Below are 22,959 nucleotides of genomic sequence, written 5' to 3' on the forward strand. Positions count from 1 at the left end.
TTAATTATTAATGATTAACTCATGCTTGAGTGCTCATTTTAAACATGAGTTTCTAAATTAGAACATCATTTACCTGCGAATAATCAAAACGAGATAGTAGCTATTTTGTTTGTGGTGAAGGTATGTCATTTCTATATTTTGAAGGCCTAGTACAGGATTACTATGACATGGAATGTCAGACTTTTAGAAATCTATAAAGCACAAATTTATTTAGAAGAGTGCGGATAAGGAGAACCGCTTTTTCTTCTGTATGGGTTTTTCAACACATTGGACAACCACGATTTTTTATACTCCGTCCATTGCGCCAGAAAAATTTGAAGCTATCATCACAATAGGCGGACAACATCACTATTCTGATCCGGTTAGAGATTGGATTAAGAGTAAAATCTGGGAAGTTTTTTTTGATCAAGAAGAACTCGATTCATTGCACGGGAGAAAGAAAAGCGAACTATTGAAACAACAATTTTACAATTTTTGGAAATTGAATGATGATCCATCGTTAGCGAATGAGCAATTGCAAAAGATTACTGCGCGCACTCTGGTAGTTCATGGCGACAATGACTTTATCTCTGTGACGCAAGCTTGGGAAATCTATAACAACATTCCCTATGCTCGTATTAGGATTTCGCCAAATACAGGGCATATGCCACACTATGGGCCAGGAAATGATACGGACTTCATAAGGAGATCATTAGGTTTTTACAAGGAGAGGGTTGGTAAAATTGTAAATCTTATGCTGGAACACCTATACACTTCAGCCAGATCGAAACAGCCAGCTATAACCTAGTCAGATCAACTGCCTGGAAATCAATAATCATGATTAATCTGTGTTATTGAAATATCAGAAGTACATCACTTAGTTGGTAAGCAAATTTATGGCGAAAGGTGCGTTAGGTAGCATCAAAAAAAGCCTCTCGATTTCTCAAGAGGCTTTACTTATAATTTTTACTTTCTGACTACATGGTCTTAGGCAGCACGTTTGAAATCAAAGATACTTTTTCGATAGGCTCAGCAGCGTTGGAATATATCCTCACGACAGAATTTTGCTTACCCATTTTGCCGGATGAATTAAATGTCACTTTGATCTCTGAAGTTTTACCTGGAGCAATTGGCTCTTTTGGCCAATTAGGAACAGTACACCCACAGGTTGCAGCTACGTTAGATATAATTAAAGGTGTAGAACCAGTGTTTGTCAGTTGAAAGATGTGCTCTACCTTGTCTCCCTGAGTGATGTCACCGAAATCAATTGATTTCTCTTTAAAGGTGATGGCAGCGCCACCTTGTTCTTGAGCATTGGCATTAAATGCAAATACCAGAGCAAAGACGGTAAATAAGAATCCTAATTTTTTCATATGGTTTTAATTTATTTTTTAATGGTATTCCCTATAGCAATCGGGAGGAATCTCGCAGGGGTAATATTCAAATCAAAGGGTGAAAATCTCCCCCAAGCTCGATTTTACGGCTTATTTTATTTGGTCTTCTTACTATTCAATTTTTTGTGTCAACTTCAAAATAACGGAATTTAAAGGTTTAAGATGCCTGTTTTCCCAGTTATATTGAAAATACCTTGCCAAAAGCGATTTTCAAGTACTGATTTTTTAACGCTAACCACAGAGTACGCAGAGATTTACACAGAGGCACAGTTATACTGTTATCATTTTTCGAGCTCCCATATTCAGCATACCCAGAATACTTTTACTTACCACTATTAATGCTTTTCTTAACACTAATCCTTTCAACATCTCACTTATTACATTTTACCACTTACAACTCACAACATTTACGACTCACTTCCCTCCTACAACTTCTCACCTTTTACCTCCAACCTCCCACTCATTCAAAACTCCGAATCCTCGATTTCCTTGGGTTTCACGAAAAAACTAGGATCAAAATTCACTAGATACAATTCCTCTGTGGCCCTTGTGATTGCGGTATAGAGCCATCGTGTAAAATCCTTGTTCACCTGATCTTCGGGTAAGTAACCTTGATCGACAAACACGGCTTTCCACTGCCCACCTTGTGCTTTATGACAAGTCAAGGCATAAGCAAACTTAATTTGCAGAGCATTTAAGAAAGGATCTTTCTTAATTAATTCTCTCCGCTCTACTTTACTTGCCACATCTGCATAATCTTCCGACACTTGCTGATACAAACTTCTGTATTGATCTCGCGTCAGCGAAGGACTAGGGGAATAAAGGGTATCTAAAATCACTTTCGCCTCAAAATGTGGTTCCTCTGGATAATCCAGGAGTCTCAATTCAAGTGTCGCAAACCGAAGCCCATAAAATTCTTCAAAAGACCGGATTTTCATCACTTCAGCCATGTCTCCATTGGCCAAGAAATTTACCTTATCGGATTCAGCCATGTAAGTATAGTTGTTCTTCACGATCATGAGCAGATCCCCAGAGCTGATTTCATCCTCAAAGAAGTGAATCGACCGCCGGATATATAGATTATACTGCACCGCCGCCTTATTTGATCGGGTGATGATCGTCGTATTCTCCGTTTCATATTTATCGTAAGCATACCTCAAGCCATCCTCCAGACGTTCACCGGTCATTTTAAAAGTATCTTTAAACTGCATGGTACTGATTTGGATGACTTGCTTTTCTTGCAATAATTGATGCCTGAGATTTGTTGCATTATATAGTATCCCGGATTCCAGTCGCTGCCGCATCACTTCGGTCAATTCAATAAAGTCTGCCTCAAGGCGAAAATGTCTAAGAAGGTAATCAGCTTCCAGCGCAGGACTAAATTCAGACCCTACAGGCGGAAGCTGGGCCGTATCTCCTACAAGAATGAGACGATTATTTTGTCCATGAAAAACAAAGCTGATCAAATCGCCGAGTAGATTACCAGACATACCACCATCATCAGCAAGCATTGAAGACTCATCGATGATAAATACGGTGTCTTTGTAATAATTTTTTTGGAGAATAAATCCCCCACCCAAACTACCATCTTCAGCCTTGGGTTTATAGATAATTTTGTGAATCGTATATGCGGCCCTCCCACTGTAGTTACTCATCACTTTGGCCGCACGGCCTGTAGGAGCTAATAATAGAGAGCGCATCGATAGTTTGGGCAAAGCCTGAACTACAGCAGAGATCACAGAAGTCTTTCCAGTACCTGCATAGCCACGGAGCACGAACGTTGGCTTTTTCTCTGGATTCATGCGCAGGAAATCATCCATCTTAGAAAAAAAGGCAGCTTGACCTGAAGTAGGCTCAAAAGGAAAATATTTACTCAGCAATGCTGATGGCCTTTGCATGGGCTCATTATCTTTACTCATCAAACGAATGTAAATGTCAAAAGACAGAATCAGCAAGGAAATCGAATCAAAGTTTGGAAATCATCTCCGATCACGTGTTAATGGTATTCTCATCGAGGATGGAAAAATCCTGATGATCAAACATTTGATGGGAAACGGCAAGATGTTATGGTCAGTTCCAGGTGGCGGGATGCATTTTGGTCAGAGTGCATCTGAAAATTTAAAACGAGAGTTTTCAGAGGAAACTGGCCTAGATATAGAAGTAAAAGCTTATCTTTTCATCCACGAATACCTTGCAGTACCACTTCATGCTATGGAACATTTCTTTAGTGTGGAAAAAATTGGTGGAAAATTGACTTTAGGTACGGATCCTGAATTATATCCAGATTCTCAAATTATCGAAGAAATCAGCTGGATGGACATAAACGAAATCCGATCATTGCCTAATGAAGCCCTTCATCAAATCTTTTGGGGAATTAATTCCCTCGAGGACTTAGTATTGTTGCGAGGATATTTTAATTTTGAAAATAATTCTTTAAAATAGCACGATTTATAACCTTCAACCTTACCCAGATTCTTAAAAATTTTAGCAAATGAATTTATCTAAAGTACTATCCTTGGTTTTCCTCCTAGTGGCAATTGGGCTAGGCTACTATCTTTACAAAGGTGTTGAAGATGTAGTGGAGGACGAGAAAAAAATTGCATTAACTGAAGCAGCAATTATCGAAAAATTGCAAATGCTTAGAGATGCAGAGTTGGCTTACCAAGCATCAAACGGCAAATATGCTGGCAGTTGGGATTCTCTTAAATCATTTATCAAGACAGGTAAAATTTGGCTTGTTCAAAGAACTGAGACAACAAAACTTCTTGAATATGGAAAAGAAGAGACTACCGTGACATTCGACACACTTGGCTCTGTACCGGTTATCGATTCCTTATTCAACGAAAGGAAATTCCCTAACTTCAATCTAGATGCTCTTGCTGTAGTTCCAGGTTCTGGAGGTAAGCAGTTTGAATTCTTTGCAAACAAAGTGGAGAGAAACTCATACGAAATTTCTGTTTTCGAGATTAGAGATCCTTCACCGATCAATCCAGCTAGAAGAATGAACAATAACGAAAAAGCCTTGAAAGTAGGTTCAAGAACAGATGCCTCTACTGAAGGTAACTGGCAATAAAACCTCCTATTTTGGAAAGTAACCTTAAAGTATTTAAAAGTGATAGGTTTGATGTGGAAGACACAGCAAGCCTATCACTTTTTTTGTATTCTGATTCTCTTTTTATTTTCGCGAAGGATAAGAACCAATCAAACATTTGTATTCACGAATACATGAACTTTGATTGGGATTCTCTAGAACAATTAGTGATTTCAGATCATTTATTGAAAAGAGATATTCCTGCAAAGGTTTATTTGCATCATTCAGATTTCAGTCTAGTACCCGGTGTCTTATATCAACCTGGTAAGGAAGCTTCTTATTTAGCCTTTGCTGGAGAGCCGAAAGTGAATGCTAGCTATTTTAACACCCCGCTAGACAGTAATAATCTACAAGTGCTATCCTGTGTGGAAGGAAAGCTTAAAAAAGCCCTAGAGGCCAGATTTTCGGACTTGACTTTTCATCATGGATCGGTCAGTTTCCTCTCTTATTTGTTCAAAGAGCGATTCAACCTGATCGGACAAGAAATCTTAGTAAGCATCTTTGGCAATCACATCTATGCTGCAGCATTTTCAAATCAAGAACTCGCTGCCTTCAACCTCTTTACCATCGATACTAAGGATGACATTCTAAAATATGTGATGATTTTTATTGAGCAATTGAAATTTGATAGAAATCATGTGCGAATCAGTCTTTTTGGGGCCACAGATAAAAGTGGGATATCAGAAAATTGGGGCAAAGAATACTTTCATAACTTCCGCCTATTATCGTCGCATGCCAATCAAAATTTTACGCATGGCTTCAAGCATTTGAAGTCTGTCAATCTATTTGAGACTAATTGGCAATTTGATTAAGAAATGAAATCCTAATGAAAAAAGTCGCCATTTTCCCCGGATCATTTGACCCATATACCCTTGGTCATCATGATATTGTGATGAGAAGTCTCAATTTATTTGATGAAGTTATTATCGGTATTGGCTACAACTCCACTAAGAAAACCAGGTATTTTGAGATCGATGATATGGTCAAAAAAGTAGAGAGCGTTTACGAAAATATTCCAGGAGTAAAAGTTATAGTGTATAACGAACTGACTTCTACCCTTGCCAAAAAACTGGATGCGCAATTCCTTATCAGAGGGTTAAGAAATACCACCGATTTCGAGTACGAAAACACGATAAGTCAGATGAACCGTTACTTAAATGCCGACTTGGAAACCGTATTCCTGATTACTTCACCTAGGTATGCAGCCATCAGTTCTACTATCATTCGAGAGGTACATAGGTTTGGCAGTGATGTGACAGAATTTCTCCCCTATAACGTCTGAGCTTTCAGATGAGTCTTAATGTATTGCTTGAAGAGGTAGCGCATCGAGGGATATGAATTGATCAGGGCGATCTTAGCATCACCCTCGTAGAACCATCGTATATCTTCTATTCCTTCTTCCTGTTGAGGCGCCATCTGAGCATCATTCACACAATCCATTTCAAACCAATACGTCTTTTTCAAAATACTTTTTCTGTCCTGAGTATAGGTATGCCAGGTATTACAGATTTGTCGGCCAGCTTTGACCTTTACAGCGCATTCCTCTTCTACTTCCCGCACCGCGCACTGCTTCGGTGTTTCTCCTTTCTCAAATTTCCCCTTCGGGAAATCCCACTTGCCAAGCCTAAAGATTAGCAGCATTTTATCCTTTTTAGACACAATCCCTCCAGCTGCTTTAATAATTGAAAAACGGCTTTTAACAAATTTCTTCAAAGCAGCTTTATCTTTCGTCACTAAGGTAATCGAATCCAAATCCTTCAGCTTTTGAGTACGGAGCTTATAGAGCATACGAATGATTAGGTCATGAGAAGGCTCATGAAAAAGTATATCATCCTTCCACAGTATGTGTGAAGATAATTCTTCAAGCTGATGATAAACTGACTCATAAGCCTTCTTCGGATTAAGTTCCTCGTAGCTTATCAAGTCAAATGGCTTGTCATTCACAAAAATTCTCATGGGGAATCATAGGTTTGGGGTGGTTTGAATAAGTCAAAAATGCATATTTTTTTCACTTGCTACAACCTTAGCCTGAGTTTATCTCTTATTTTTGAGCTATGGAAATTTTAGACGCGAACGTAGCTGCTGAAGTAGCTGATAAATTACTGGAGATTCAAGCAATTAGACTGCAACCTGAAAAGCCTTTTACCTGGGCTTCGGGTTGGAAATCTCCGATCTACTGTGACAACAGACTTTCACTTTCTTTCCCGAAAGTTCGCTCTATGATTAAGGAGCAATTAGTAAAAAGCATTCAGCATTATTTCCCAAACGTGGAAGCAATTGCTGGAGTAGCTACTGCGGGGATTCCACAAGGTGCTTTACTAGCAAATGATCTAGACCTGCCATTCATCTATGTCCGATCCAAAGCTAAAGGCCACGGAATGGAAAACATGATCGAAGGGAAGATAGTACCCGGTCAAAAGGTAGTTGTGGTAGAAGACTTAATCTCTACGGGAGGCAGTTCTCTCAAGGCTACTCAAGACTTGCTAGACGCGGGATTTGAAGTACTGGGAATGGTTGCCATTTTCAGTTATGGATTTGATGTAGCAGCGCAAAACTTCGAAAAAGCGGGTGTGAAACTTATCTGCCTTAGTCATTACGAAGCAATGCTTCCTATGGCCGTCCAGAGAAAGTATATTACAGATGATACCCTAGAATCTCTCTCGGAATGGAGAAAAGACCCAGCAATCTGGAAACAATAATAACTTGTAGAAATAACAAAGGCAGCGAGAAATCACTGCCTTTGTTATTTCTCTAAAAGAAGAAAACTACTTCTCAAAAAGTCCAATAGAACCTCCTACCCAATCCTTGTCTTTATTAAATTTCACACCGATCATCTCTCCTCGGCTTAACCTTGCCAGATTACCTACTAAGGTTGGATTCTCATCTCCTTCTGGCCAAAGTACCAAAACCCGAACTTCTACCTTTACTTTACCATCTGGAGATTGGATGACAGGTGCATACGCCACCTTCTTCTGTAGAATATAAAGATCTTTATCTCTAACATTATCTATGTCAGATTTTTTGACGTTGAAAACCACTCCTGACCCAGAGAACGAAAACAAGGGTTTTAAAACATAATTCTCCAAATCCTTCGGTACTTCTTTCAGTTCGCTGAGAAGTGAAGTTTCAATAAAGTATTTGCCTTGTAAATACGGAAGAATAAACTTAGAAATCCGTGTGTACCAATTTGGATGCCCTGCCCACTCCACGTCCAACTTTTCTTCAAAACTGAACTGCAAGCTCAAATCTTTCCGTGTATCAAGCTCATCAAAAATCACGCGATTATATATCCGCTTGATTCTCTTTTTCTCACCAGATTTATTGATATAAAATAGTTGAGTTCCTTCCTTGATTACTTCTGTCACACAGATAATGGGAATTCCCAAATCCCTCTGGCAGTAGTAAAAATCAATCTTTGTATTTTGCTTCTCAGGTTCGATTTCTAACAAAATAACTTCAGAAGCATCATGCCCATTCATTACCACTTTTCTCAATAATTCCAAATAAGCATCTTCATCCAACTCAGACATATAAGGAGTCAATTCCGAAAGGAATGGATAACGCTGTTGAATCTTTCGATATAAGTTGAACTGGAAATTGAATATGGAAGGAAAGCCCTGAACTTCAATAAGCTTGGGTATTAAGGTTCCATTTTCCTCACAGATCCCGAAATCAATTGCCATAAACTGCGTGTGAGCATCTTCATTGGGTACGGAAGTATTAAGATCTATGGCGCGTTGGGTAAGCTTTTTGAAATCCGATCTTTTTATAAAATCTATCACTTCACCGCAAGCTTCTTCCAGCTGACTTTTTATTTCGTTAGGTATGAAAAATGGCGTTTCGGCTAACCTGAACGTAGGTGCATAATTGAAATCCTTGGCTAGATCATCAAGAAAAGCCTGGTATTTCTCAGAAGAAAACTCAGCATTGAATTGAGCTCTGCGGGATTCAATCATTATGGTTTAAATTAAGGTGAGCGTTTGAGAAGCCTTTACTTTTTGGATGGACTGTGATAAGAAATTTGGAATCAAGGTTTCATTTGTCTTATAGATTTTATCCTCATCTATCATGTGCTCCAGCATTTTTCTGAACCTGGTTTTGCCAATTGTAGCAATAATTTTCTCCTTCACTTCAGTTTTTTTCAAATGCGCTAAGAAGCCCACGGGATCTGCTTCAGGATGGAATTGTGTTCCTACCATTTCTTTAGAAAACCGAATAGCCATTATGGCCCGCTCAAAGTGAACATGATCTCGAATTTTTTCCAGTGCGATGATTTTAGCCCCCAGTACTTTGAATTTCTTTAAATCTGGCTGCACTACCTGATAATCCCTAGAATCTACTGCCCAAAAAGGGTTCTGTAGATTTTCCAATAATGAATCCTTTTGTCCATCAGCAGTCTTGTGTACGGACATCACTCCAAACGAAGTTGAATGCCGCTTAGTAAGTGTCCCAAGTCCAAAATGCCTGCATGCCATTTGGAAGGAATGACAAATAAAGAGTATGTGCTTCTTATGGTTGAAATTCTGATTCCAGATCCAAATTTGATCTAGAAAATCAAAGTATTTCAGATCCCAATTACCATCTCCATCCATGGGGTTCCCTGGCCCTCCAGTGGATATATACAAGTCGAAATCTCGAATCTCAGGGATCTCAGCCTTGCCTCTTACATCGAATACTTTGTAGCTGATCTGACTGTCAAATCTCGAAACGATATCCTTGATACAACGCATCCCCTGATTTGGCTCGCCATCATACATATCTAAGATCGCCAAGTTCAATTTTTTCTTTCCCACGTTGCCATTTGTTATTTTTTCGCTCGCAAAGGTAATAAAAGCCCCTAAATCCCCTCTGTAAACTTTGAGGTGATCATATCCACTACTTTTTTGAGATCCTGAGTTTGATCAAATACTGCCAATTGCTGATCAGCACCAGTACCGTTTTTAAAGATTTGATGTACATAGTTAATATCCTCTCTGCTGCCTAATTCATCTACTACATCATCCACAAATTCGAGCAACTCAGCAATTAGCTCGGGAGTAGGTACTTCTACTTTCCTTCCAAAATCAATGAGTTTGCCTTCAATTCCATTTCTAGCTGCGCGAAATTTATTCTCACGAATCAACGCAATTCTATAGATGTTAAAACTGGTGTTACTGAGTAGAAGTTTGTACAATTTGGCAACTACAGCTTGTATCAATGCTACGATACAAATGGTCTCATCCACTGTAAGACACATATCACATATCCTGAATTCTATCGTGCTGAAAAATGGGTGAATCCGAAGATCCCACCATATTTTCTTAGGATTATCTATGCAATTGGTTTTGATTAGAGTCTCTAGATAGTTATCGTAGGACTGTACCGAGTCAAAATACTCTGGCAAGCCAGTTCTTGGAAATTTGGCAAAAACTTTAGCTCTAAATGCTTTAAATCCTGTATTTCTTCCTTCCCAAAATGGTGAATTAGTAGTCAGTGCATAGATATGAGGCAGAAAATAGCAGGCTTGATTCATCAGCTGCAATGCAACCTCCCGATTATCTATCCCCACATGCACATGGAGGCCAAAAATCAAATTGGATCTGGCGATGTCTTTTAACTCATCTACAATCGTATGATAGCGTGGATCGTCCGTGATCTCCTGGTCCTGCCATCTGGCAAATGGATGTGTGCTGGCCGCTCCCACTACCAAATCTTGATTTGCTGCCAATTCTGCAATCTTATTTCGAAGTGAAGAAACTTCCATTCGAGCATGAGCCACATTCTCACAGACATTAGTTCCCACCTCTACTACTGACTGGTGCATCTCAGCTTTCACCTGTTCTTTGAGAGTAATCCTGCCACCCTCCACTATTTTTGACATGTGTGATCGCAGATCCCTGGTTTCAGGATCGATGATTTGGTATTCTTCTTCTACTCCCAGGGTGAACTTGGGGAGCTTTTTTAGGAATGAAGCCATGATTAGTTGTTAAGCTGAAATTCTAAAATCTTTTGTTACTGCTTACGGCATCTTTCATAAAGGTGCCCCAAGTCAAATTCATCTTGCCTGGCTGTTGTGCTTTGGCATAAGCGATTGCCATTTTCGCAGCTTCTTCTACTACCCAATCGAAGTTCTCCTGTCCTACAGAATTAATATCTGCATCTGGAGCAGGATTCCCAAAATCAATAGCATAAGGAATACCATCCTTCACAGCAAATTCTACCGTATTGAAATCATAACCAAGTCCATGACAGAGTCGTAGCGTATAATCTTTGACAGTAGCCAATAATTTTTTAGGCGCTGGTGGCCCATCGACCACGTAACGCAAATGATGCGGATTTCTTGGTTCGTAAGGCATGATTTTTACAGCTTTCCCACCTAGACAATACACCCTGAAGTATTCCTCAAATACAATTTCCTCCTGAAGCATCATCACAAGCTGACCTGTCTCAGGGTGTGTTCTGAAAAACTCATCTTTATCTTCGAGACGATAAACATTCTTCCAACCTCCACCTGCATAAGGCTTCATATAAGCTGGAAAACCCACATAGTCAAATATTCCTTCCCAATCCAGAGGAGCTTTTAGGTTTCTAAATGACTTAGAAGTTGTGTCATCCGGATGTTGTGCAGAAGGCAAAATGACGGTTTTTGGTAGTGGCACCCCCAATTGGTCTGCAAGTGCATTGTTAAAGAATTTATCGTCAGCACTCCACCAAAATGGGTTGTTGATTACGGCTGTCCCCGTCAAGGCAGCATTTTTCAAATAGGCTCTGTAAAAAGGCACATCTTGAGAGATTCGATCAATAATAACCGCATAATCACAGAGTTTATTCTGAATTACTTTATCTATTTGAACGGCCTCTGCCATAATTCCTTTTTCAGCTTTTTGATTTACTCTGTCTATAAAAGCCTGAGGAAAAGTGTCCTCCATTCCGAAAAGAATTCCTATTTTTTTCATATATAATTAATGAGTAGTTGACTTAGTTAAAGTTGATTCTGCTGAGGTAATGTGGGAACATTTCCTTCCAAATATCCCAATCATGTTGACGATTTTGACGCACGTCTAACCAGTGGTTTATATTTTTTGTTTTGAGCGTTTCGTGCAGCTTCAGATTAGCGTCAAAGCAGATGTCCCAATTTGACGTTCCCAATACAATATCCATCTCCCATAATTCTTGATCGTGAAGTCCAGGTAAGTATTCAAGCGGATTATTATAATAAATGTCGTCATGTTGATATCCATCCATAAAGTTGCGAATATCAAATGCACCGGACATGCTGAATAGGTGACTTACATAGCTAGGATGTCTAAAGGCAAAATTTGCTGCATGATATCCTCCGAAACTGCAGCCCGCCATAACCACCTTGGCCATCGGTGTGTTGAGACGGATTCGAGCTACTATCTCATTACAAATCATATTGTCATAAGCAACATAATTCTGAATCCGCTGATGTGGGTGAATATTCTTATTGTAAAAACTGTCGGCATCATTGCTCACAGGACAATATATCCTAATCAACCCTTGTTCTATGTACCATTGGGCAGATTTAATCAAACCCATATCCCTATTTTCGTGGAACGAGCCTTTGGAGGTTGGAAATACAACAACTGGATAGCCTGCATGCCCAAACACCAACATTTCCACATCCCGCTGTAGGTTGGGAGAAAACCATTTCAAATATTCTTCTTTCATATGTTCTAAATTGATTTTAATTGGCCATTACCTGCACCGATAAGTCATAACTAAATCTCAGATATATAACCATTCACCCTCACGTAACTAACGGGTAAGAAATGTTTCTTTCCAATGATAATATTTGAATTAATAGTAAAAAGGCATAAGTTCTCTCTTACTTTCAAATACTAGTCAAAATTTCCTAGAAAGAAAAGAAAGTGATTGGTGCTTAGTAATAAAAATTTTAAGCTTTTTTACCTTCAAATTTAGATCTGGTTGATTTTTAAGGAGATATACCTTTACTAAAAATAAAAGACACTAAACACTGAAAATGCAAACTACGAGCCATTTGTAAGTGGTGAAAAAAGCAGCGATAAATCCTTAAACCTGACTTTCTTATGGAAAGCTTAACAAAAATCTGAGACAATTCTATTTTAAAAAAAAATCAATCGTAACAACTAAAAGGGCAACTCTAAGACAAAAGGATACTTATCAACAACTTACCTGACAGCCCGCTAAAAAGCAACAAATAGATCAACACATAGTCAGTGTCCAAACACCAAATCACAAAAGAAGAATTTCTTCTTAGTTGTGCACCCATATCCTCAAGTAAATCATACGCATAATTTGCCGAATGAGCAAAGTGTATGTCCAGATCTAAATATCTGGTTATAAAATCGTTGAGAAAAAAACAAAATAAATTGTAATAACAATATCACCCAACTATAACCTTCCCTTTAGCCATTTAAAAAATTATTTATTTAAAAAAGAAGCTGTGAAAATATGATACTATTGAAGAGAAATTTACTATCTAAAAAACATACTATCAAGCACATATTTTAACCGAAATTATCTGATCAGCTTTTAAACCAACTCGCGTACATAGGATAATTTTTGGCAGTTCTTGATATTACTTCATTCATATCTGCGCCTGTTTCTTTTACTTTTTTGGCTGGCATTCCAGCATAAATTGTGTTTGCCTCCACAATTGTATTCGCCAAAACTACCGCTCCAGCAGCTATAACCGCCCCTGAATGCACCACTGCTCCATCCATCACGATAGCTCCCATTCCTATCAATACACGGTCATGGATAGTGCAGCCATGCACTACCGCATTATGAGCAATAGAAACTTGATTTCCAATGTAAGTCCCTGCCTTCTGGTATGTACAATGGATCACTGCACCATCCTGAATATTTGTATCATTACCAATTCTTATCTCGTTTACATCTCCGCGAATCACAGCATTGAACCACACAGTGCAACGATCTCCCATCACTACATCCCCAACAACTGTGCAATTTGGAGCCAACCAACAGTCATCACCAAACGCAGGGTTTTTCCCATTAACTTCTAATAACAATGCCATTTTCTTAATTACTTGTTGCTTGAAATAGTATTAATTGTTAAACAAAGTTTCACTTTTTCTTTTGAGTAATGAACCTTTTTAGAAAAATAGGGTTTATGTGTCTATACATCTAAATTTGAGATTTAAATTTCTACAATGAAAACTATCAAACAAACAGGTCTAGTTCTCGCGGCCGCTCTAATGACATTCGCATGTAGTAAACCTTCCGATACGGTAGAAGCTACAGAAGCACAAGAAGTAACACAGTCAGAAGGCACTACACTAACAATGAATCCATCAGATTCCAAAATAACTTGGATGGGTTACAAACCTACAGGTCAACATATAGGTGTAATCCCTGCTACTACCGGAACTGTAACTGTAAATGGTACAGAAGTAACTGGTGGAACATTCACATTTGATATTACTGCACTTGAAATCCATGATTTGGAAGCGGGTAGTGAAGATCATGGCAAACTACATGGCCATCTTCAATCCGATGACTTTTTTGATGCTGCTAACCATCCAACTGCTACTTTCGAAATCACTTCTGTAGAGCCATTTTCTGCTGATGACGAAGTAACAAACGAAGAAGAATTTGCTTCTGAGAACACTCCAAAATCAAACAGTGAACTAGCTCCTGCTACGCCTAACTATTGGGTAAGCGGTAACTTGACGATGAGAGGAACTACTAAGAATATTAAATTCCCTGCGGCAATTAATGTAGCTAACGGTGTAGTAACGACCAAAGCTGGTTTCAACATCGACAGAACTGATTGGGGACTTGCTTACGGCGACGAAGCGACTGTTGCTGACAAGGCAAAAGACAAATTTGTTTACAATAATGTTGGTTTAGTATTGGACGTGAAAGCCAATTAATCCTAACAAACTCATAGAAAAGGGGAATTCTTCACAGGATTCCCCTTTTTTTGTGTTAGCAATTAATTCTTGCCTGCCAGAGACAAGCTGGCTAGGAGTAAACGTACGAGAATCGGAAAGTTAAAACACAAGAGGATTCTCCCGAAACACTCCTTACCGTGTCAGAGAAGTACGGAACAAACTAATATAAACTAAATCTAAACTATTGAAAAGCACCTCCTTCATCTATCCCATCCCAGAATCTAACTGGATTGAGAGACTTTGCCGATGGGCAGACATGAAGTATGACTTTTTTGCCTTTACCAATGGAAATGGCTACGACTATCCAGAAGCGCCATTCTCCACACGATTTTTTGCAGGAAATACCCAATTATCGCCCTCAGAAATCTGGAGCGAAACTAACAACTTTAAAAAGGTTGGAATCATTGGATATGATTTCAAAAATCGCCTCGAAAATCTCAAAAGTGAGAATAATCCTTTCTTTGAACTACCTGAACTTTGCTTTTTTAAACCCTCTTTTTCTATAGAGTTTGACAGAGAAAACATCTATTCAGCGATTAAATTACCAGAGGATTTTTTTGAAGAAATAGAGAGGATACCCCTTCCAAACTCAGCTAACACAAGTTGTATTGTCAGCCCGCAGCTATCGAAGGAAGAATACCTAGAAACGGTGAAAACCATTCAGAATCATATTGTTGAGGGAAACACGTATGAGACCAACTTTTGCCAAGCATATTCAGGCTCATTTAAGCTTTGGGATCCAATCTCTTCCTATTTTAAATTGAACGAGCTCTCTCCTATGCCTTTTTCAACACTTTTTAAGGCAAAATCACAGTGGTTAGTCTCAGCCTCTCCGGAGCGATACTTGAAGAGGACTGGTTCTATAATTATCGCACAGCCGATTAAAGGAACCATCAAAAGAGGAAAATCCACTGCCGAAGATGCGATCAATAAAGAAACTTTAGCAAATAGCGAAAAGGAACAAGCCGAAAATCTGATGATCACCGATCTGATGCGAAATGATCTTTCTAAAATATCAAAAACGGGCTCTGTAGAAGTCAGAGAACTATTCGGCATCTATCCCTTGCCAAGAGTATTTCAGATGATCAGTACAATTGTATCCGAACTGAAGGCAGGAATAAACTTCTCCGACGTCATCCAAGCGACATTTCCAATGGGTAGCATGACAGGTGCTCCAAAAATCCGGACTATGGAAACCATAGAAGCATTGGAAAGTTTTAAGAGAGGTTGGTTTTCAGGAGCTTTTGGAGTGATCGAGGAAAATGGAGATTTTGATTTCTCTGTGATCATTCGCAGCATTATTGCTGATCTGGAGGCAAAAAAGCTATTTTTCGGTGTGGGAAGCGCAATCACTTACGATGCTGATGCAGCTCAGGAATATGAAGAATGCAATCTCAAAGCTCAAGCAATACTAGAAGTGCTCAGTGGAAAATGATCAAGAAATAACATCTCCGCCGATCAGGAAAATCATACATGTGGACATGGACGCGTTCTATGCATCCGTAGAGCAGCTGGATCATCCACAATGGCGTGGAAAACCCTTGGTCGTAGGTGGAAATGCTGCACGAGGAGTTGTAGCTGCTGCAAGTTATGAAGCGAGAAAATTCGGAGTGTATTCTGCTATGCCTTCAGTATTAGCCGCTCGAAAATGCCCACAACTTATTTTTGCGCCAGCGAGATTTGATCGCTATAAGGAAATCTCCAGCCAGATCCGTGAAGTTTTTTACGAATACACAGATTTGGTAGAGCCACTATCGATGGATGAGGCATTCATGGATGTGACGGAAAATAAAATGGGTCTCAAGTCTGCCATCCTGATCGCCAAGCAAGTCCGCCAAAAAATCAAAGAACGCACTGGATTGAACGCTTCTGCTGGGGTTTCTTACAACAAATTTTTGGCTAAAATTGCTTCGGATCTGAACAAACCAAATGGCCAAGCGGTGATTCTTCCAGAGGAGGCAGAAGCTTTTTTGGAAAAACTGCCTATTAAAAAATTCTTCGGAATCGGCAAAGTGACGGCGGAAAAAATGAGTGGATTAGGAATTCACACCGGTAATGATCTCAAACAATTTTCCCTTCAATACCTCACACGAAAATTTGGGAAATCAGGAATCCATTATTTTAATATTGTTCGAGGAATTCATCTATCGGAAGTGCAACCACATAGAATTCGCAAATCCCTGAGCGCTGAAAACACTTTTGAAAAAGATATTTTGGCGACGGAGGAGTTACTTGCGGCACTGAAGCCCATCTGCGATGAACTGATCAAGCGAATCAAGAAATCTGGAATTAAGGGACGCACCGTCACATTGAAGATCAAATTTTCAGACTTCACGCAGCAAACGCGTAGTAAAACTCAAGAACAATATCCTGATGAAGAATCGATCTGGTCTATTGCTCAAGAACTTTTAATTCAAGAATCCTTTAGCAAATCAATTCGACTACTTGGCTTAGGTATTTCCAATCTCAATATCATCGAAGAACATCAGCATTTTGGAGAGCAGCTGAAGATTCCTTATGAAGCACAATAACAGACACTAGCTATCCTGTCAAGGCACCTTTTCTGCACTATTAAAATAGCCGATCAAGCTCATTTATTCCTCCTCTACCGTAAAACTTCTTAAAAGAATAAAATAAAGAATCCGACATCCTGCCATTCTGTCCGCATTTTCTTAATTTCGCCAACCGATAGAAGGAAAGATGAAGTACATGAAATCGAGCTTGACTAAAAAGTCACAAAATGGAATAATATTATTTACGGCGAGATTTTCCCGAAGAAAAATCGGGACAGGCTATATGGCCTTTAATAGACGAATCATATTCATATGAATAATTTAATTGCAGACATTGATATCATCTCAGGAGGCGAAGCTCAGGCAACTGACTTCAAAACTTCCGAAGATGAAAATACAGGAAAAACCAGAAAACTCTATATTGAGAGCTACGGTTGTGCTATGAATTTCGCGGATTCAGAAGTTGTCGCATCCATTATGAAAGACGGAGGCTTTGATACAACCTCAGATTTTTATCAGGCAGATGTCATTTTCCTGAACACTTGCTCTATTAGAGAAAAAGCTGAGTTAACGGTCAGAAAGCGTCTCACAGATTTTCAGAGAGCCAAAAGAGCTAAGCCTGGAATGACCATAGGCGTGTTAGGCTGCATGGCTGAGCGACTGAAGGAGAAATTTCTGGAGGAAGAAAAATTGGTGGATATTGTGGTAGGTCCTGACGCATATCGTGACCTTCCAAATCTTATCGCCAGTGCAGAAGATGGACAGAAAGGAGTAAACACTTTTCTCTCACGTGAAGAGACTTACGCAGACATCTCTCCTGTTCGGTTAAATTCTAATGGTGTGACGGCATTCGTCTCCATCATGCGCGGCTGCGACAATATGTGTTCTTTCTGCGTCGTTCCGTTCACTCGTGGGAGAGAAAGAAGCCGTGATCCTTATTCCATTGTCGAGGAGGCTAAAGATCTTTTCTCAAAGGGTTTTAAAGAAGTAACGCTACTCGGACAAAATGTAGATAGCTATAAATGGTCTCCTGAGGAGAACAATAAAGCTAGACTTAACAAAAAAGAAGAGGAAGTTAGCACTGTTATCAACTTTGCCAACTTATTGGAAATGGTAGCCTTAGTAGATCCATTGCTAAGAGTACGATTCTCCACTTCACATCCTAAAGACATCACTGACGACGTGCTTTACACAATAAAGAAGTACGATAACATTTGTAATTACATTCATTTACCGGCGCAAAGTGGTAATTCCCGTGTGTTAGAAATGATGAATAGGACCTACAGTAGAGAATGGTACCTAGAGCGAATTTCCAAAATCAGGGAGATTATAGGCGATGAATGTGGTATCTCCTCTGATTTTATCACTGGATTCTGTAGCGAAACTGAGGAAGAGCATCTCGACACGCTTTCCTTAATGGACATCGTGAAATTTGATTTTTCCTACATGTTCTATTATTCAGAGAGACCTGGGACGTTAGCTGCCAAGAAATATCCTGACGACATTTCACTTGAAGTGAAAAAGCGAAGGCTTGCAGATGTGATCAAAAAGCAAAGTGAGACTTCTATGTTGAAGAATCAGCTCGACCTCGGAAAAGAGCAAATTATACTTATTGAAAGCGTTTCCAAAAAATCGACGGATGATTATAAAGGACGAAACTCTGCAAACAAAGTGGTAATAGTTCCTGCTGGAAACTTTGTAAAAGGTGATTATCTAAAAGTTAAAATTGTTGATTGCACTACAGCAACTCTTTTTGGTGAGGTGATTGAAATAAACCCGAAACATTAATGATTACAAATCCCGAAATACAAAGCGTCAAACAGCGCTTCGGAATCATAGGCAATAGTCCACTCTTGAATCATGCCATTCAAGTAGCGATGCAGGCGGCTCCCACCGATATGACGGTTCTTATTACTGGAGAAAGTGGAAGTGGTAAGGAGAGTTTTTCGAAGATCATTCATTCGCTCAGCCTTCGTAAGCATGGCAAATTCATCGCGATCAACTGCGGAGCTATTCCCGAAGGAACGATAGATTCAGAACTATTTGGGCACGAAAAAGGATCTTTCACAGGAGCTCATGAAGCAAGAAAAGGCTATTTCGAAGTCACTGACGGTGGTTCCATCTTCTTGGACGAAATAGGTGAATTACCTCTGGGAACTCAATCTCGACTACTTCGTGTGTTGGAAAATGGGGAATTCATCAAAGTGGGTTCATCCAAAGTGCTTAAAACAAATGTCCGTGTGATCACGGCTACGAACGTAAAGCTTCTCAAGGCAGTAGAAAAGGGGAAATTCAGAGAGGATCTTTATTATAGACTTAACACAGTACCGATCTTTGTACCACCACTTCGCGAACGCGGGGAAGATATGGTTTTACTTTTCAGGAAATTCACTTCAGACTTTTCGGAGAAATACCATGTGAAACCTATCACTTTAGATCCTGAAGCACAAGCTGTATTGATGCGATATTCCTTTCCAGGAAATATTCGTCAGCTAAAAAATATCGCGGAGCAAATCTCACTTTTAGAGCAAGAACGTGATGTGGATCCCCAGACTCTCGCAAAGTACATCCCTGCAGACAATTCCCGTCTTCCGATGACTCTGCCTAGCATGTCTAAAAACAGTGACTCATCAGATTTCTCCGAAAGAGATTTGTTGTATAAAGTGCTTTTTGACATGAAAAAAGACATGAATGATTTGAAAAAACTTGTGCTCGAAACCTATCAAAATGGTGGACTAAGCCAAAACATCATTCAAAAGCATCAGAGTCTTTTTGAAGACTTAGACGGGGGATTTAGTAGCAAAGAAAGTACGGAATCCGGGTCTAGTTACGTTCCTTTAGTACTTGATTCTCAAAAATCGAATTCATCAACTAACGATGAGTATGAAGATGATGTGATTGAAGATATTATTCATGAAGAGGATGATAATTCACTTTCCTTAGAAAAGAAAGAAAAAGAGATGATTCTCAGAGCTTTGCGCAAGCATAACAATAAGAGAAAATATGCAGCCAATGACTTGGGGATATCCGAGCGCACACTTTACAGAAAGATAAAGCAATATGAGATCGATCAATAAGCTCACCATCTTTGGACTAGGCTTAATCTTTATTCTGTTTCAAAGCTGTTCTGTTAAATACAGCTTTACGGGTACGAATATCGATTACAATTTGGTGAAGACTTTTACCGTTGAAAATTTCTTCAACGATTCTGGAGGAGGGCCAGCAAATATGGCACAGACGTTCACTGAATCACTCAAAGAATATTACCAAAGAAACACCCAGTTAGAATTAGTCCGAACTAACGGAAATTTACAGTTCATGGGGGCTATTACCCAGTACAGCGTCACACCTCAGGCCGCTGTATCAAGTGGCGACCCGAACCTACCCGATCGAGCAGGAACGATGCGTCTGACGATAAGAGTAGAAGTAGAGTACCTGAACACCACAAATGAAGAGGAAAATCTGAAGCAAAGCTTCTCTTTTTTCCAAGACTATGATCCGAGAACATCTACCTTATTGGATGTGGAAAATGAGCTGGTAGAAGAGATTTTCAAAAATATCATTCAGGATATCTTTACTGCAACAGTCGCAAACTGGTAATTTGCTTATATTCAAGCCAAAAAAACTATTCACGTGAACGCAAGCCAATTTTTAGAAATAATCCAAAAAACATATCCTTTAGATCATAATGAGCTACAGCAATTGCAAAAGGTCCAGGAGAATTTCCCTTACTTTCAGATTCCACACGTCCTCTCTGCTCGCTATGAATTTTTAAATGAAGGCGGCCAAAACCCTTCTTCTCTTGGCTATGCAGCTATTACGAGTCCTAATAGAATCTGGCTTAAAACATTGATAGAAAAGAAGGATGAAGATGTCATCTTGGTGAAAAACCCCACTTCAAAAGTTGAGGTTATCACGGAAGCACAAGCTGAAATCATTACAGCTCCTCTTCCCACAGAAGTTATTGCAGAAGTTATTGCAGAAGTGGTAAAACCCAAACCAAAGAGAAGAACACCACCTAAAGATGATCTTATAGAAACGATCAGGCGGAAAGTAAAAAAGGAAATTCTTGACGAAAAAAAGAAGGAGCAAATTGACTTGATTAAAGCTTTCAGCAAGAAATCAATCAAGCTCGCTACGATCAAGGAAATCGAAGCTAACCAAAACACAGAGAATCTTGCCGCGGCAAGCACAAAGATTAATGATAATTTGATCTCAGAATCCTATGCTGCGATTCTTGCCAACCAAGGTAAAAAGCAATTAGCGAAAGAAATTTATGAGAAATTGGTATTGAAGTTTCCGGATAAAAGGACTTACTTTGCGGACTTGATTGAAAAACTGAAAGATTAACACCCATATTATATGTTTACTTTATTGATTACAATTATTCTAATATTAGCCGTATTACTAATCTTAGTAATCCTGGGCCAGAATTCTAAAGGTGGAGTTGGTGCAGCATTCGGTGGCGGCGCTACTCAAATCATGGGTGTTACCCGTACCGGAAATGTACTTGAAAAAGCTACTTGGGTCTTGGCACTCTCTATTTTGGTACTTTCGTTAGCATCATCTGCTTTCTACACTAGCTCACCAGCCAACCAATTCTCATCTCCAAACATAGACAGCGCTAAGCAACAAGTGGTAGCGCCTACTTTTGGTGGCACGGAAAACTTGCTTCCTGCAGCTACTGAAGAAACTCCAGCTCAGCCGGACTCTACTTTAGGTAATTAAGAAGTAATTCTCAACATATTTATAGTCTGCTCCGTAAGGTGCAGACTTTTTTTATGCCTAGATTTTTGAATGCTCGTTTCCAAAGTTCTAAGCTTTGGAAACGCTGAAAATTTAGAGTTCATTAGGGTTAAACTGTAACAGACTTCAACAAAAGTCTTTTGCTGATCGGAATCAAAGTTTCTTCAATAGGAAATTCTTGCTGACTGTGAATTCTCCAAGTTGCAGGATTTGGTAATTCTTTAATCTCACGAATCAAATCCATTTTTATTTTTTCAAGTGTATTCACTATACTTCGCTGGAAAACCCCAATCAACCACATACTAATGCTTCGGAAATTTTCACCTGCGAAATGAAGTAAACTTGATTTGTAACGATAGGCATGAACTTCGTTCTTTTTCTCCCTAGACATTAAAATATAACCTTCCTGATTATAGATAGGTATGATTCCCACTGGCTCAAACTCGAGTTGTTTCTCCACAAAATCATAAATCATCCTTCCCTCTTCTATTTGTGCAACCAGTTTTGGCAAAGCAAATTCAGTTATCAGGGACAGCTCCTTCATGACTCCATCATCACTTAGCTTAGCTTGATAATTGAGTTGCCCCCTTTGAAAATCAATTGAATCCAAACGCTTTGGGAAAAGCTCAGTTAGCTCCATCTTCCCTGATTCTAATTCTTTGAGATCATGATGACGATCGATCAAATCGCTGAGAACGGGATAAAGCTTCAATTGATTAAAGTGCTTGTTAGTTTCCTGTAGATAGGCCATCAACTGATACTTTTTATACTCAAAATCAATGAGGCCTTCGGTAATCCAGTTTCTCGGTAGAGTTGTCATAGCTTACAGTTTTGCTATTAAATTACATATTTCTGACAAGATTGAAGTTCCCCTTACAAAAATGGCAGTCACTTCTGACAAAAAAATCACCTTTTATTCGTGAGTTCCCCCACAATGACAGCCGATTTGTCAGCCTTTATCTCCTTTGCTTGCTTGGCACAGGAAGTGCTAATAGGCAAGTACATTTTAATCTAACCTTAAACGAATTTATATTATGTCAAAAGTAAACATCAAACCTCTTGCAGACAGAGTTTTGGTACAACCTGCTGCAGCTGAAGAGAAAACAGCTTCTGGACTTTATATCCCTGATACCGCTAAAGAAAAACCACAAAAAGGAACTGTAGTGGCAGTAGGAAATGGCAAAAAAGATGAGCCAATGACCGTAAAAGTTGGAGATACAGTATTATACGGAAAGTATTCTGGAACTGAACTTACTGTAGATGGAAGCGACTACCTTATCATGAGAGAGGCAGACATCTTCGCTATCCTTTAATCAATCATCCCTAACCGTTAA

25 protein-coding genes are annotated in these 22,959 nt (G+C 39.3%); 15 read left to right on the forward strand and 10 right to left on the reverse strand.

Going from position 1 to position 22,959, the window contains the following annotated elements; translation table 11 throughout:
• Positions 1–250: 250 nt before the first annotated feature.
• The gene (locus BVH02_RS20690; protein WP_086503376.1) at positions 251–787 is read left to right on the forward strand and encodes an alpha/beta hydrolase; all 537 of its coding nucleotides are present in this window, start codon (positions 251–253) and stop codon (positions 785–787) included.
• 169 nt (positions 788–956) lie between these two features.
• Here BVH02_RS20690 and BVH02_RS20695 read toward each other — a convergent pair whose 3' ends face one another.
• Together BVH02_RS20695 and BVH02_RS20700 are read right to left on the reverse strand one after the other, a co-directional pair.
• Positions 957–1,352 carry a DUF1573 domain-containing protein gene (locus BVH02_RS20695; protein WP_086503377.1) on the reverse strand — a complete coding sequence of 132 codons (396 nt, stop codon included), beginning with the start codon at positions 1,350–1,352 and terminating at the stop codon, positions 957–959.
• A 485-nt stretch (positions 1,353–1,837) separates the two neighbouring features.
• Positions 1,838–3,292: an ATP-dependent DNA helicase gene (locus tag BVH02_RS20700; RefSeq protein ID WP_086503378.1), complete on the reverse strand. Its 1,455-nt coding sequence runs from the start codon at positions 3,290–3,292 to the stop codon at positions 1,838–1,840.
• A gap of 13 nt (positions 3,293–3,305) precedes the next feature.
• Here BVH02_RS20700 and BVH02_RS20705 point away from each other — a divergent pair, with 13 nt between their 5' ends.
• The 4 genes from BVH02_RS20705 to coaD are packed head-to-tail and all read left to right on the forward strand — an operon-like array spanning position 3,306 to position 5,746.
• Positions 3,306–3,815, forward strand: coding sequence for an NUDIX domain-containing protein (locus tag BVH02_RS20705; protein WP_086503379.1), 510 nt, complete (start codon positions 3,306–3,308; stop codon positions 3,813–3,815).
• Positions 3,816–3,864: 49 nt separating this feature from the next.
• Positions 3,865–4,446 (forward strand): hypothetical protein, encoded by a 582-nt coding sequence (locus tag BVH02_RS20710; RefSeq protein WP_086503380.1) that lies wholly within the window; start codon positions 3,865–3,867, stop codon positions 4,444–4,446.
• Between the two features lie 11 nt (positions 4,447–4,457).
• Entirely contained in the window at positions 4,458–5,276 is an 819-nt protein-coding gene (locus BVH02_RS20715) for a DUF3822 family protein (RefSeq protein ID WP_158093927.1), read from the forward strand.
• 14 nt (positions 5,277–5,290) lie between these two features.
• Positions 5,291–5,746: a pantetheine-phosphate adenylyltransferase gene (coaD, locus tag BVH02_RS20720; RefSeq protein ID WP_086503382.1), complete on the forward strand. Its 456-nt coding sequence runs from the start codon at positions 5,291–5,293 to the stop codon at positions 5,744–5,746.
• Here the strand turns inward: coaD and BVH02_RS20725 are convergent.
• Positions 5,734–6,420 carry an NUDIX hydrolase gene (locus BVH02_RS20725; RefSeq protein ID WP_086503383.1) on the reverse strand — a complete coding sequence of 229 codons (687 nt, stop codon included), beginning with the start codon at positions 6,418–6,420 and terminating at the stop codon, positions 5,734–5,736. The two genes, coaD and BVH02_RS20725, sit on opposite strands and share 13 nt — an antisense overlap.
• 98 nt (positions 6,421–6,518) lie before the next feature.
• Between BVH02_RS20725 and pyrE the strand changes: the two genes are divergently transcribed.
• A complete protein-coding gene (gene pyrE / locus BVH02_RS20730) occupies positions 6,519–7,163 on the forward strand; it encodes an orotate phosphoribosyltransferase (protein ID WP_086503384.1) in 645 nt (214 codons plus the stop codon).
• A gap of 66 nt (positions 7,164–7,229) precedes the next feature.
• Here pyrE and BVH02_RS20735 read toward each other — a convergent pair whose 3' ends face one another.
• The 6 genes from BVH02_RS20735 to BVH02_RS20760 form a co-directional block, all read right to left on the reverse strand.
• Positions 7,230–8,420 (reverse strand): hypothetical protein, encoded by a 1,191-nt coding sequence (locus tag BVH02_RS20735; protein ID WP_086503385.1) that lies wholly within the window; start codon positions 8,418–8,420, stop codon positions 7,230–7,232.
• 6 nt (positions 8,421–8,426) lie between these two features.
• Positions 8,427–9,257 carry a type 1 glutamine amidotransferase gene (locus BVH02_RS20740; protein ID WP_317045443.1) on the reverse strand — a complete coding sequence of 277 codons (831 nt, stop codon included), beginning with the start codon at positions 9,255–9,257 and terminating at the stop codon, positions 8,427–8,429.
• Between the two features lie 44 nt (positions 9,258–9,301).
• Positions 9,302–10,420 carry a carboxylate-amine ligase gene (locus BVH02_RS20745; protein WP_086503386.1) on the reverse strand — a complete coding sequence of 373 codons (1,119 nt, stop codon included), beginning with the start codon at positions 10,418–10,420 and terminating at the stop codon, positions 9,302–9,304.
• Between the two features lie 22 nt (positions 10,421–10,442).
• Positions 10,443–11,399, reverse strand: a complete 957-nt coding sequence (locus BVH02_RS20750; RefSeq protein WP_086503387.1) for an ATP-grasp domain-containing protein — start codon at positions 11,397–11,399, stop codon at positions 10,443–10,445.
• Between the two features lie 22 nt (positions 11,400–11,421).
• Entirely contained in the window at positions 11,422–12,135 is a 714-nt protein-coding gene (locus tag BVH02_RS20755; protein ID WP_086503388.1) for an esterase family protein, read from the reverse strand.
• 839 nt (positions 12,136–12,974) lie between these two features.
• Positions 12,975–13,487 carry a gamma carbonic anhydrase family protein gene (locus BVH02_RS20760; RefSeq protein WP_086503389.1) on the reverse strand — a complete coding sequence of 171 codons (513 nt, stop codon included), beginning with the start codon at positions 13,485–13,487 and terminating at the stop codon, positions 12,975–12,977.
• 135 nt (positions 13,488–13,622) lie between these two features.
• Here BVH02_RS20760 and BVH02_RS20765 point away from each other — a divergent pair, with 135 nt between their 5' ends.
• From BVH02_RS20765 to secG, 8 genes are all read left to right on the forward strand, one after another.
• A complete protein-coding gene (locus BVH02_RS20765; RefSeq protein ID WP_086503390.1) occupies positions 13,623–14,345 on the forward strand; it encodes a YceI family protein in 723 nt (240 codons plus the stop codon).
• A gap of 205 nt (positions 14,346–14,550) precedes the next feature.
• Positions 14,551–15,801: an anthranilate synthase component I family protein gene (locus BVH02_RS20770; protein ID WP_223271939.1), complete on the forward strand. Its 1,251-nt coding sequence runs from the start codon at positions 14,551–14,553 to the stop codon at positions 15,799–15,801.
• On the forward strand, positions 15,791–16,897 hold the full coding sequence (dinB, locus tag BVH02_RS20775) for a DNA polymerase IV (RefSeq protein ID WP_223271938.1): 1,107 nt from the start codon (positions 15,791–15,793) through the stop codon (positions 16,895–16,897). The genes BVH02_RS20770 and dinB overlap by 11 nt, the downstream gene beginning before the upstream one ends.
• 294 nt (positions 16,898–17,191) lie before the next feature.
• Positions 17,192–18,667, forward strand: a complete 1,476-nt coding sequence (miaB, locus tag BVH02_RS20780) for a tRNA (N6-isopentenyl adenosine(37)-C2)-methylthiotransferase MiaB (RefSeq protein WP_086503392.1) — start codon at positions 17,192–17,194, stop codon at positions 18,665–18,667.
• Complete coding sequence (locus tag BVH02_RS20785) at positions 18,667–19,956, forward strand: sigma-54 interaction domain-containing protein (protein WP_086503393.1); 1,290 nt, start codon at positions 18,667–18,669, stop codon at positions 19,954–19,956. Before miaB ends, BVH02_RS20785 begins: the two co-directional genes overlap by 1 nt.
• A complete protein-coding gene (gene lptE, locus BVH02_RS20790; RefSeq protein ID WP_086503394.1) occupies positions 19,940–20,479 on the forward strand; it encodes an LPS assembly lipoprotein LptE in 540 nt (179 codons plus the stop codon). Before BVH02_RS20785 ends, lptE begins: the two co-directional genes overlap by 17 nt.
• 33 nt (positions 20,480–20,512) lie before the next feature.
• Positions 20,513–21,229, forward strand: coding sequence for a hypothetical protein (locus tag BVH02_RS20795; protein WP_086503395.1), 717 nt, complete (start codon positions 20,513–20,515; stop codon positions 21,227–21,229).
• Between the two features lie 12 nt (positions 21,230–21,241).
• Positions 21,242–21,607: a preprotein translocase subunit SecG gene (gene secG, locus BVH02_RS20800; protein ID WP_086503396.1), complete on the forward strand. Its 366-nt coding sequence runs from the start codon at positions 21,242–21,244 to the stop codon at positions 21,605–21,607.
• Between the two features lie 127 nt (positions 21,608–21,734).
• Here secG and BVH02_RS20805 read toward each other — a convergent pair whose 3' ends face one another.
• Complete coding sequence (locus BVH02_RS20805; RefSeq protein ID WP_086503397.1) at positions 21,735–22,445, reverse strand: hypothetical protein; 711 nt, start codon at positions 22,443–22,445, stop codon at positions 21,735–21,737.
• A 214-nt stretch (positions 22,446–22,659) separates the two neighbouring features.
• On the opposite strand from BVH02_RS20805, the gene BVH02_RS20810 reads away from it, so the two are divergent.
• Positions 22,660–22,938, forward strand: coding sequence for a co-chaperone GroES (locus BVH02_RS20810; RefSeq protein WP_086503398.1), 279 nt, complete (start codon positions 22,660–22,662; stop codon positions 22,936–22,938).
• Positions 22,939–22,959 lie beyond the last annotated feature (21 nt).

Source organism: Algoriphagus ratkowskyi, assembly GCF_002150505.1.
In the GTDB taxonomy this organism is placed as follows: domain Bacteria; phylum Bacteroidota; class Bacteroidia; order Cytophagales; family Cyclobacteriaceae; genus Algoriphagus; species Algoriphagus ratkowskyi.

Coding starts and splice junctions, on each gene's coding strand:
- BVH02_RS20690 (WP_086503376.1), top strand. CDS start 251: ATGGGTTTTTCAACACATTGGACAACCACGATTTTTTATACTCCGTCC.
- BVH02_RS20695 (WP_086503377.1), bottom strand. CDS start 1,352: ATGAAAAAATTAGGATTCTTATTTACCGTCTTTGCTCTGGTATTTGCA.
- BVH02_RS20700 (WP_086503378.1), bottom strand. CDS start 3,292: ATGAGTAAAGATAATGAGCCCATGCAAAGGCCATCAGCATTGCTGAGT.
- BVH02_RS20705 (WP_086503379.1), top strand. CDS start 3,306: ATGTCAAAAGACAGAATCAGCAAGGAAATCGAATCAAAGTTTGGAAAT.
- BVH02_RS20710 (WP_086503380.1), top strand. CDS start 3,865: ATGAATTTATCTAAAGTACTATCCTTGGTTTTCCTCCTAGTGGCAATT.
- coaD (WP_086503382.1), top strand. CDS start 5,291: ATGAAAAAAGTCGCCATTTTCCCCGGATCATTTGACCCATATACCCTT.
- BVH02_RS20725 (WP_086503383.1), bottom strand. CDS start 6,420: ATGAGAATTTTTGTGAATGACAAGCCATTTGACTTGATAAGCTACGAG.
- pyrE (WP_086503384.1), top strand. CDS start 6,519: ATGGAAATTTTAGACGCGAACGTAGCTGCTGAAGTAGCTGATAAATTA.
- BVH02_RS20735 (WP_086503385.1), bottom strand. CDS start 8,420: ATGATTGAATCCCGCAGAGCTCAATTCAATGCTGAGTTTTCTTCTGAG.
- BVH02_RS20745 (WP_086503386.1), bottom strand. CDS start 10,420: ATGGCTTCATTCCTAAAAAAGCTCCCCAAGTTCACCCTGGGAGTAGAA.
- BVH02_RS20750 (WP_086503387.1), bottom strand. CDS start 11,399: ATGAAAAAAATAGGAATTCTTTTCGGAATGGAGGACACTTTTCCTCAG.
- BVH02_RS20755 (WP_086503388.1), bottom strand. CDS start 12,135: ATGAAAGAAGAATATTTGAAATGGTTTTCTCCCAACCTACAGCGGGAT.
- BVH02_RS20760 (WP_086503389.1), bottom strand. CDS start 13,487: ATGGCATTGTTATTAGAAGTTAATGGGAAAAACCCTGCGTTTGGTGAT.
- BVH02_RS20765 (WP_086503390.1), top strand. CDS start 13,623: ATGAAAACTATCAAACAAACAGGTCTAGTTCTCGCGGCCGCTCTAATG.
- miaB (WP_086503392.1), top strand. CDS start 17,192: ATGAATAATTTAATTGCAGACATTGATATCATCTCAGGAGGCGAAGCT.
- BVH02_RS20785 (WP_086503393.1), top strand. CDS start 18,667: ATGATTACAAATCCCGAAATACAAAGCGTCAAACAGCGCTTCGGAATC.
- lptE (WP_086503394.1), top strand. CDS start 19,940: ATGAGATCGATCAATAAGCTCACCATCTTTGGACTAGGCTTAATCTTT.
- secG (WP_086503396.1), top strand. CDS start 21,242: ATGTTTACTTTATTGATTACAATTATTCTAATATTAGCCGTATTACTA.
- BVH02_RS20805 (WP_086503397.1), bottom strand. CDS start 22,445: ATGACAACTCTACCGAGAAACTGGATTACCGAAGGCCTCATTGATTTT.
- BVH02_RS20810 (WP_086503398.1), top strand. CDS start 22,660: ATGTCAAAAGTAAACATCAAACCTCTTGCAGACAGAGTTTTGGTACAA.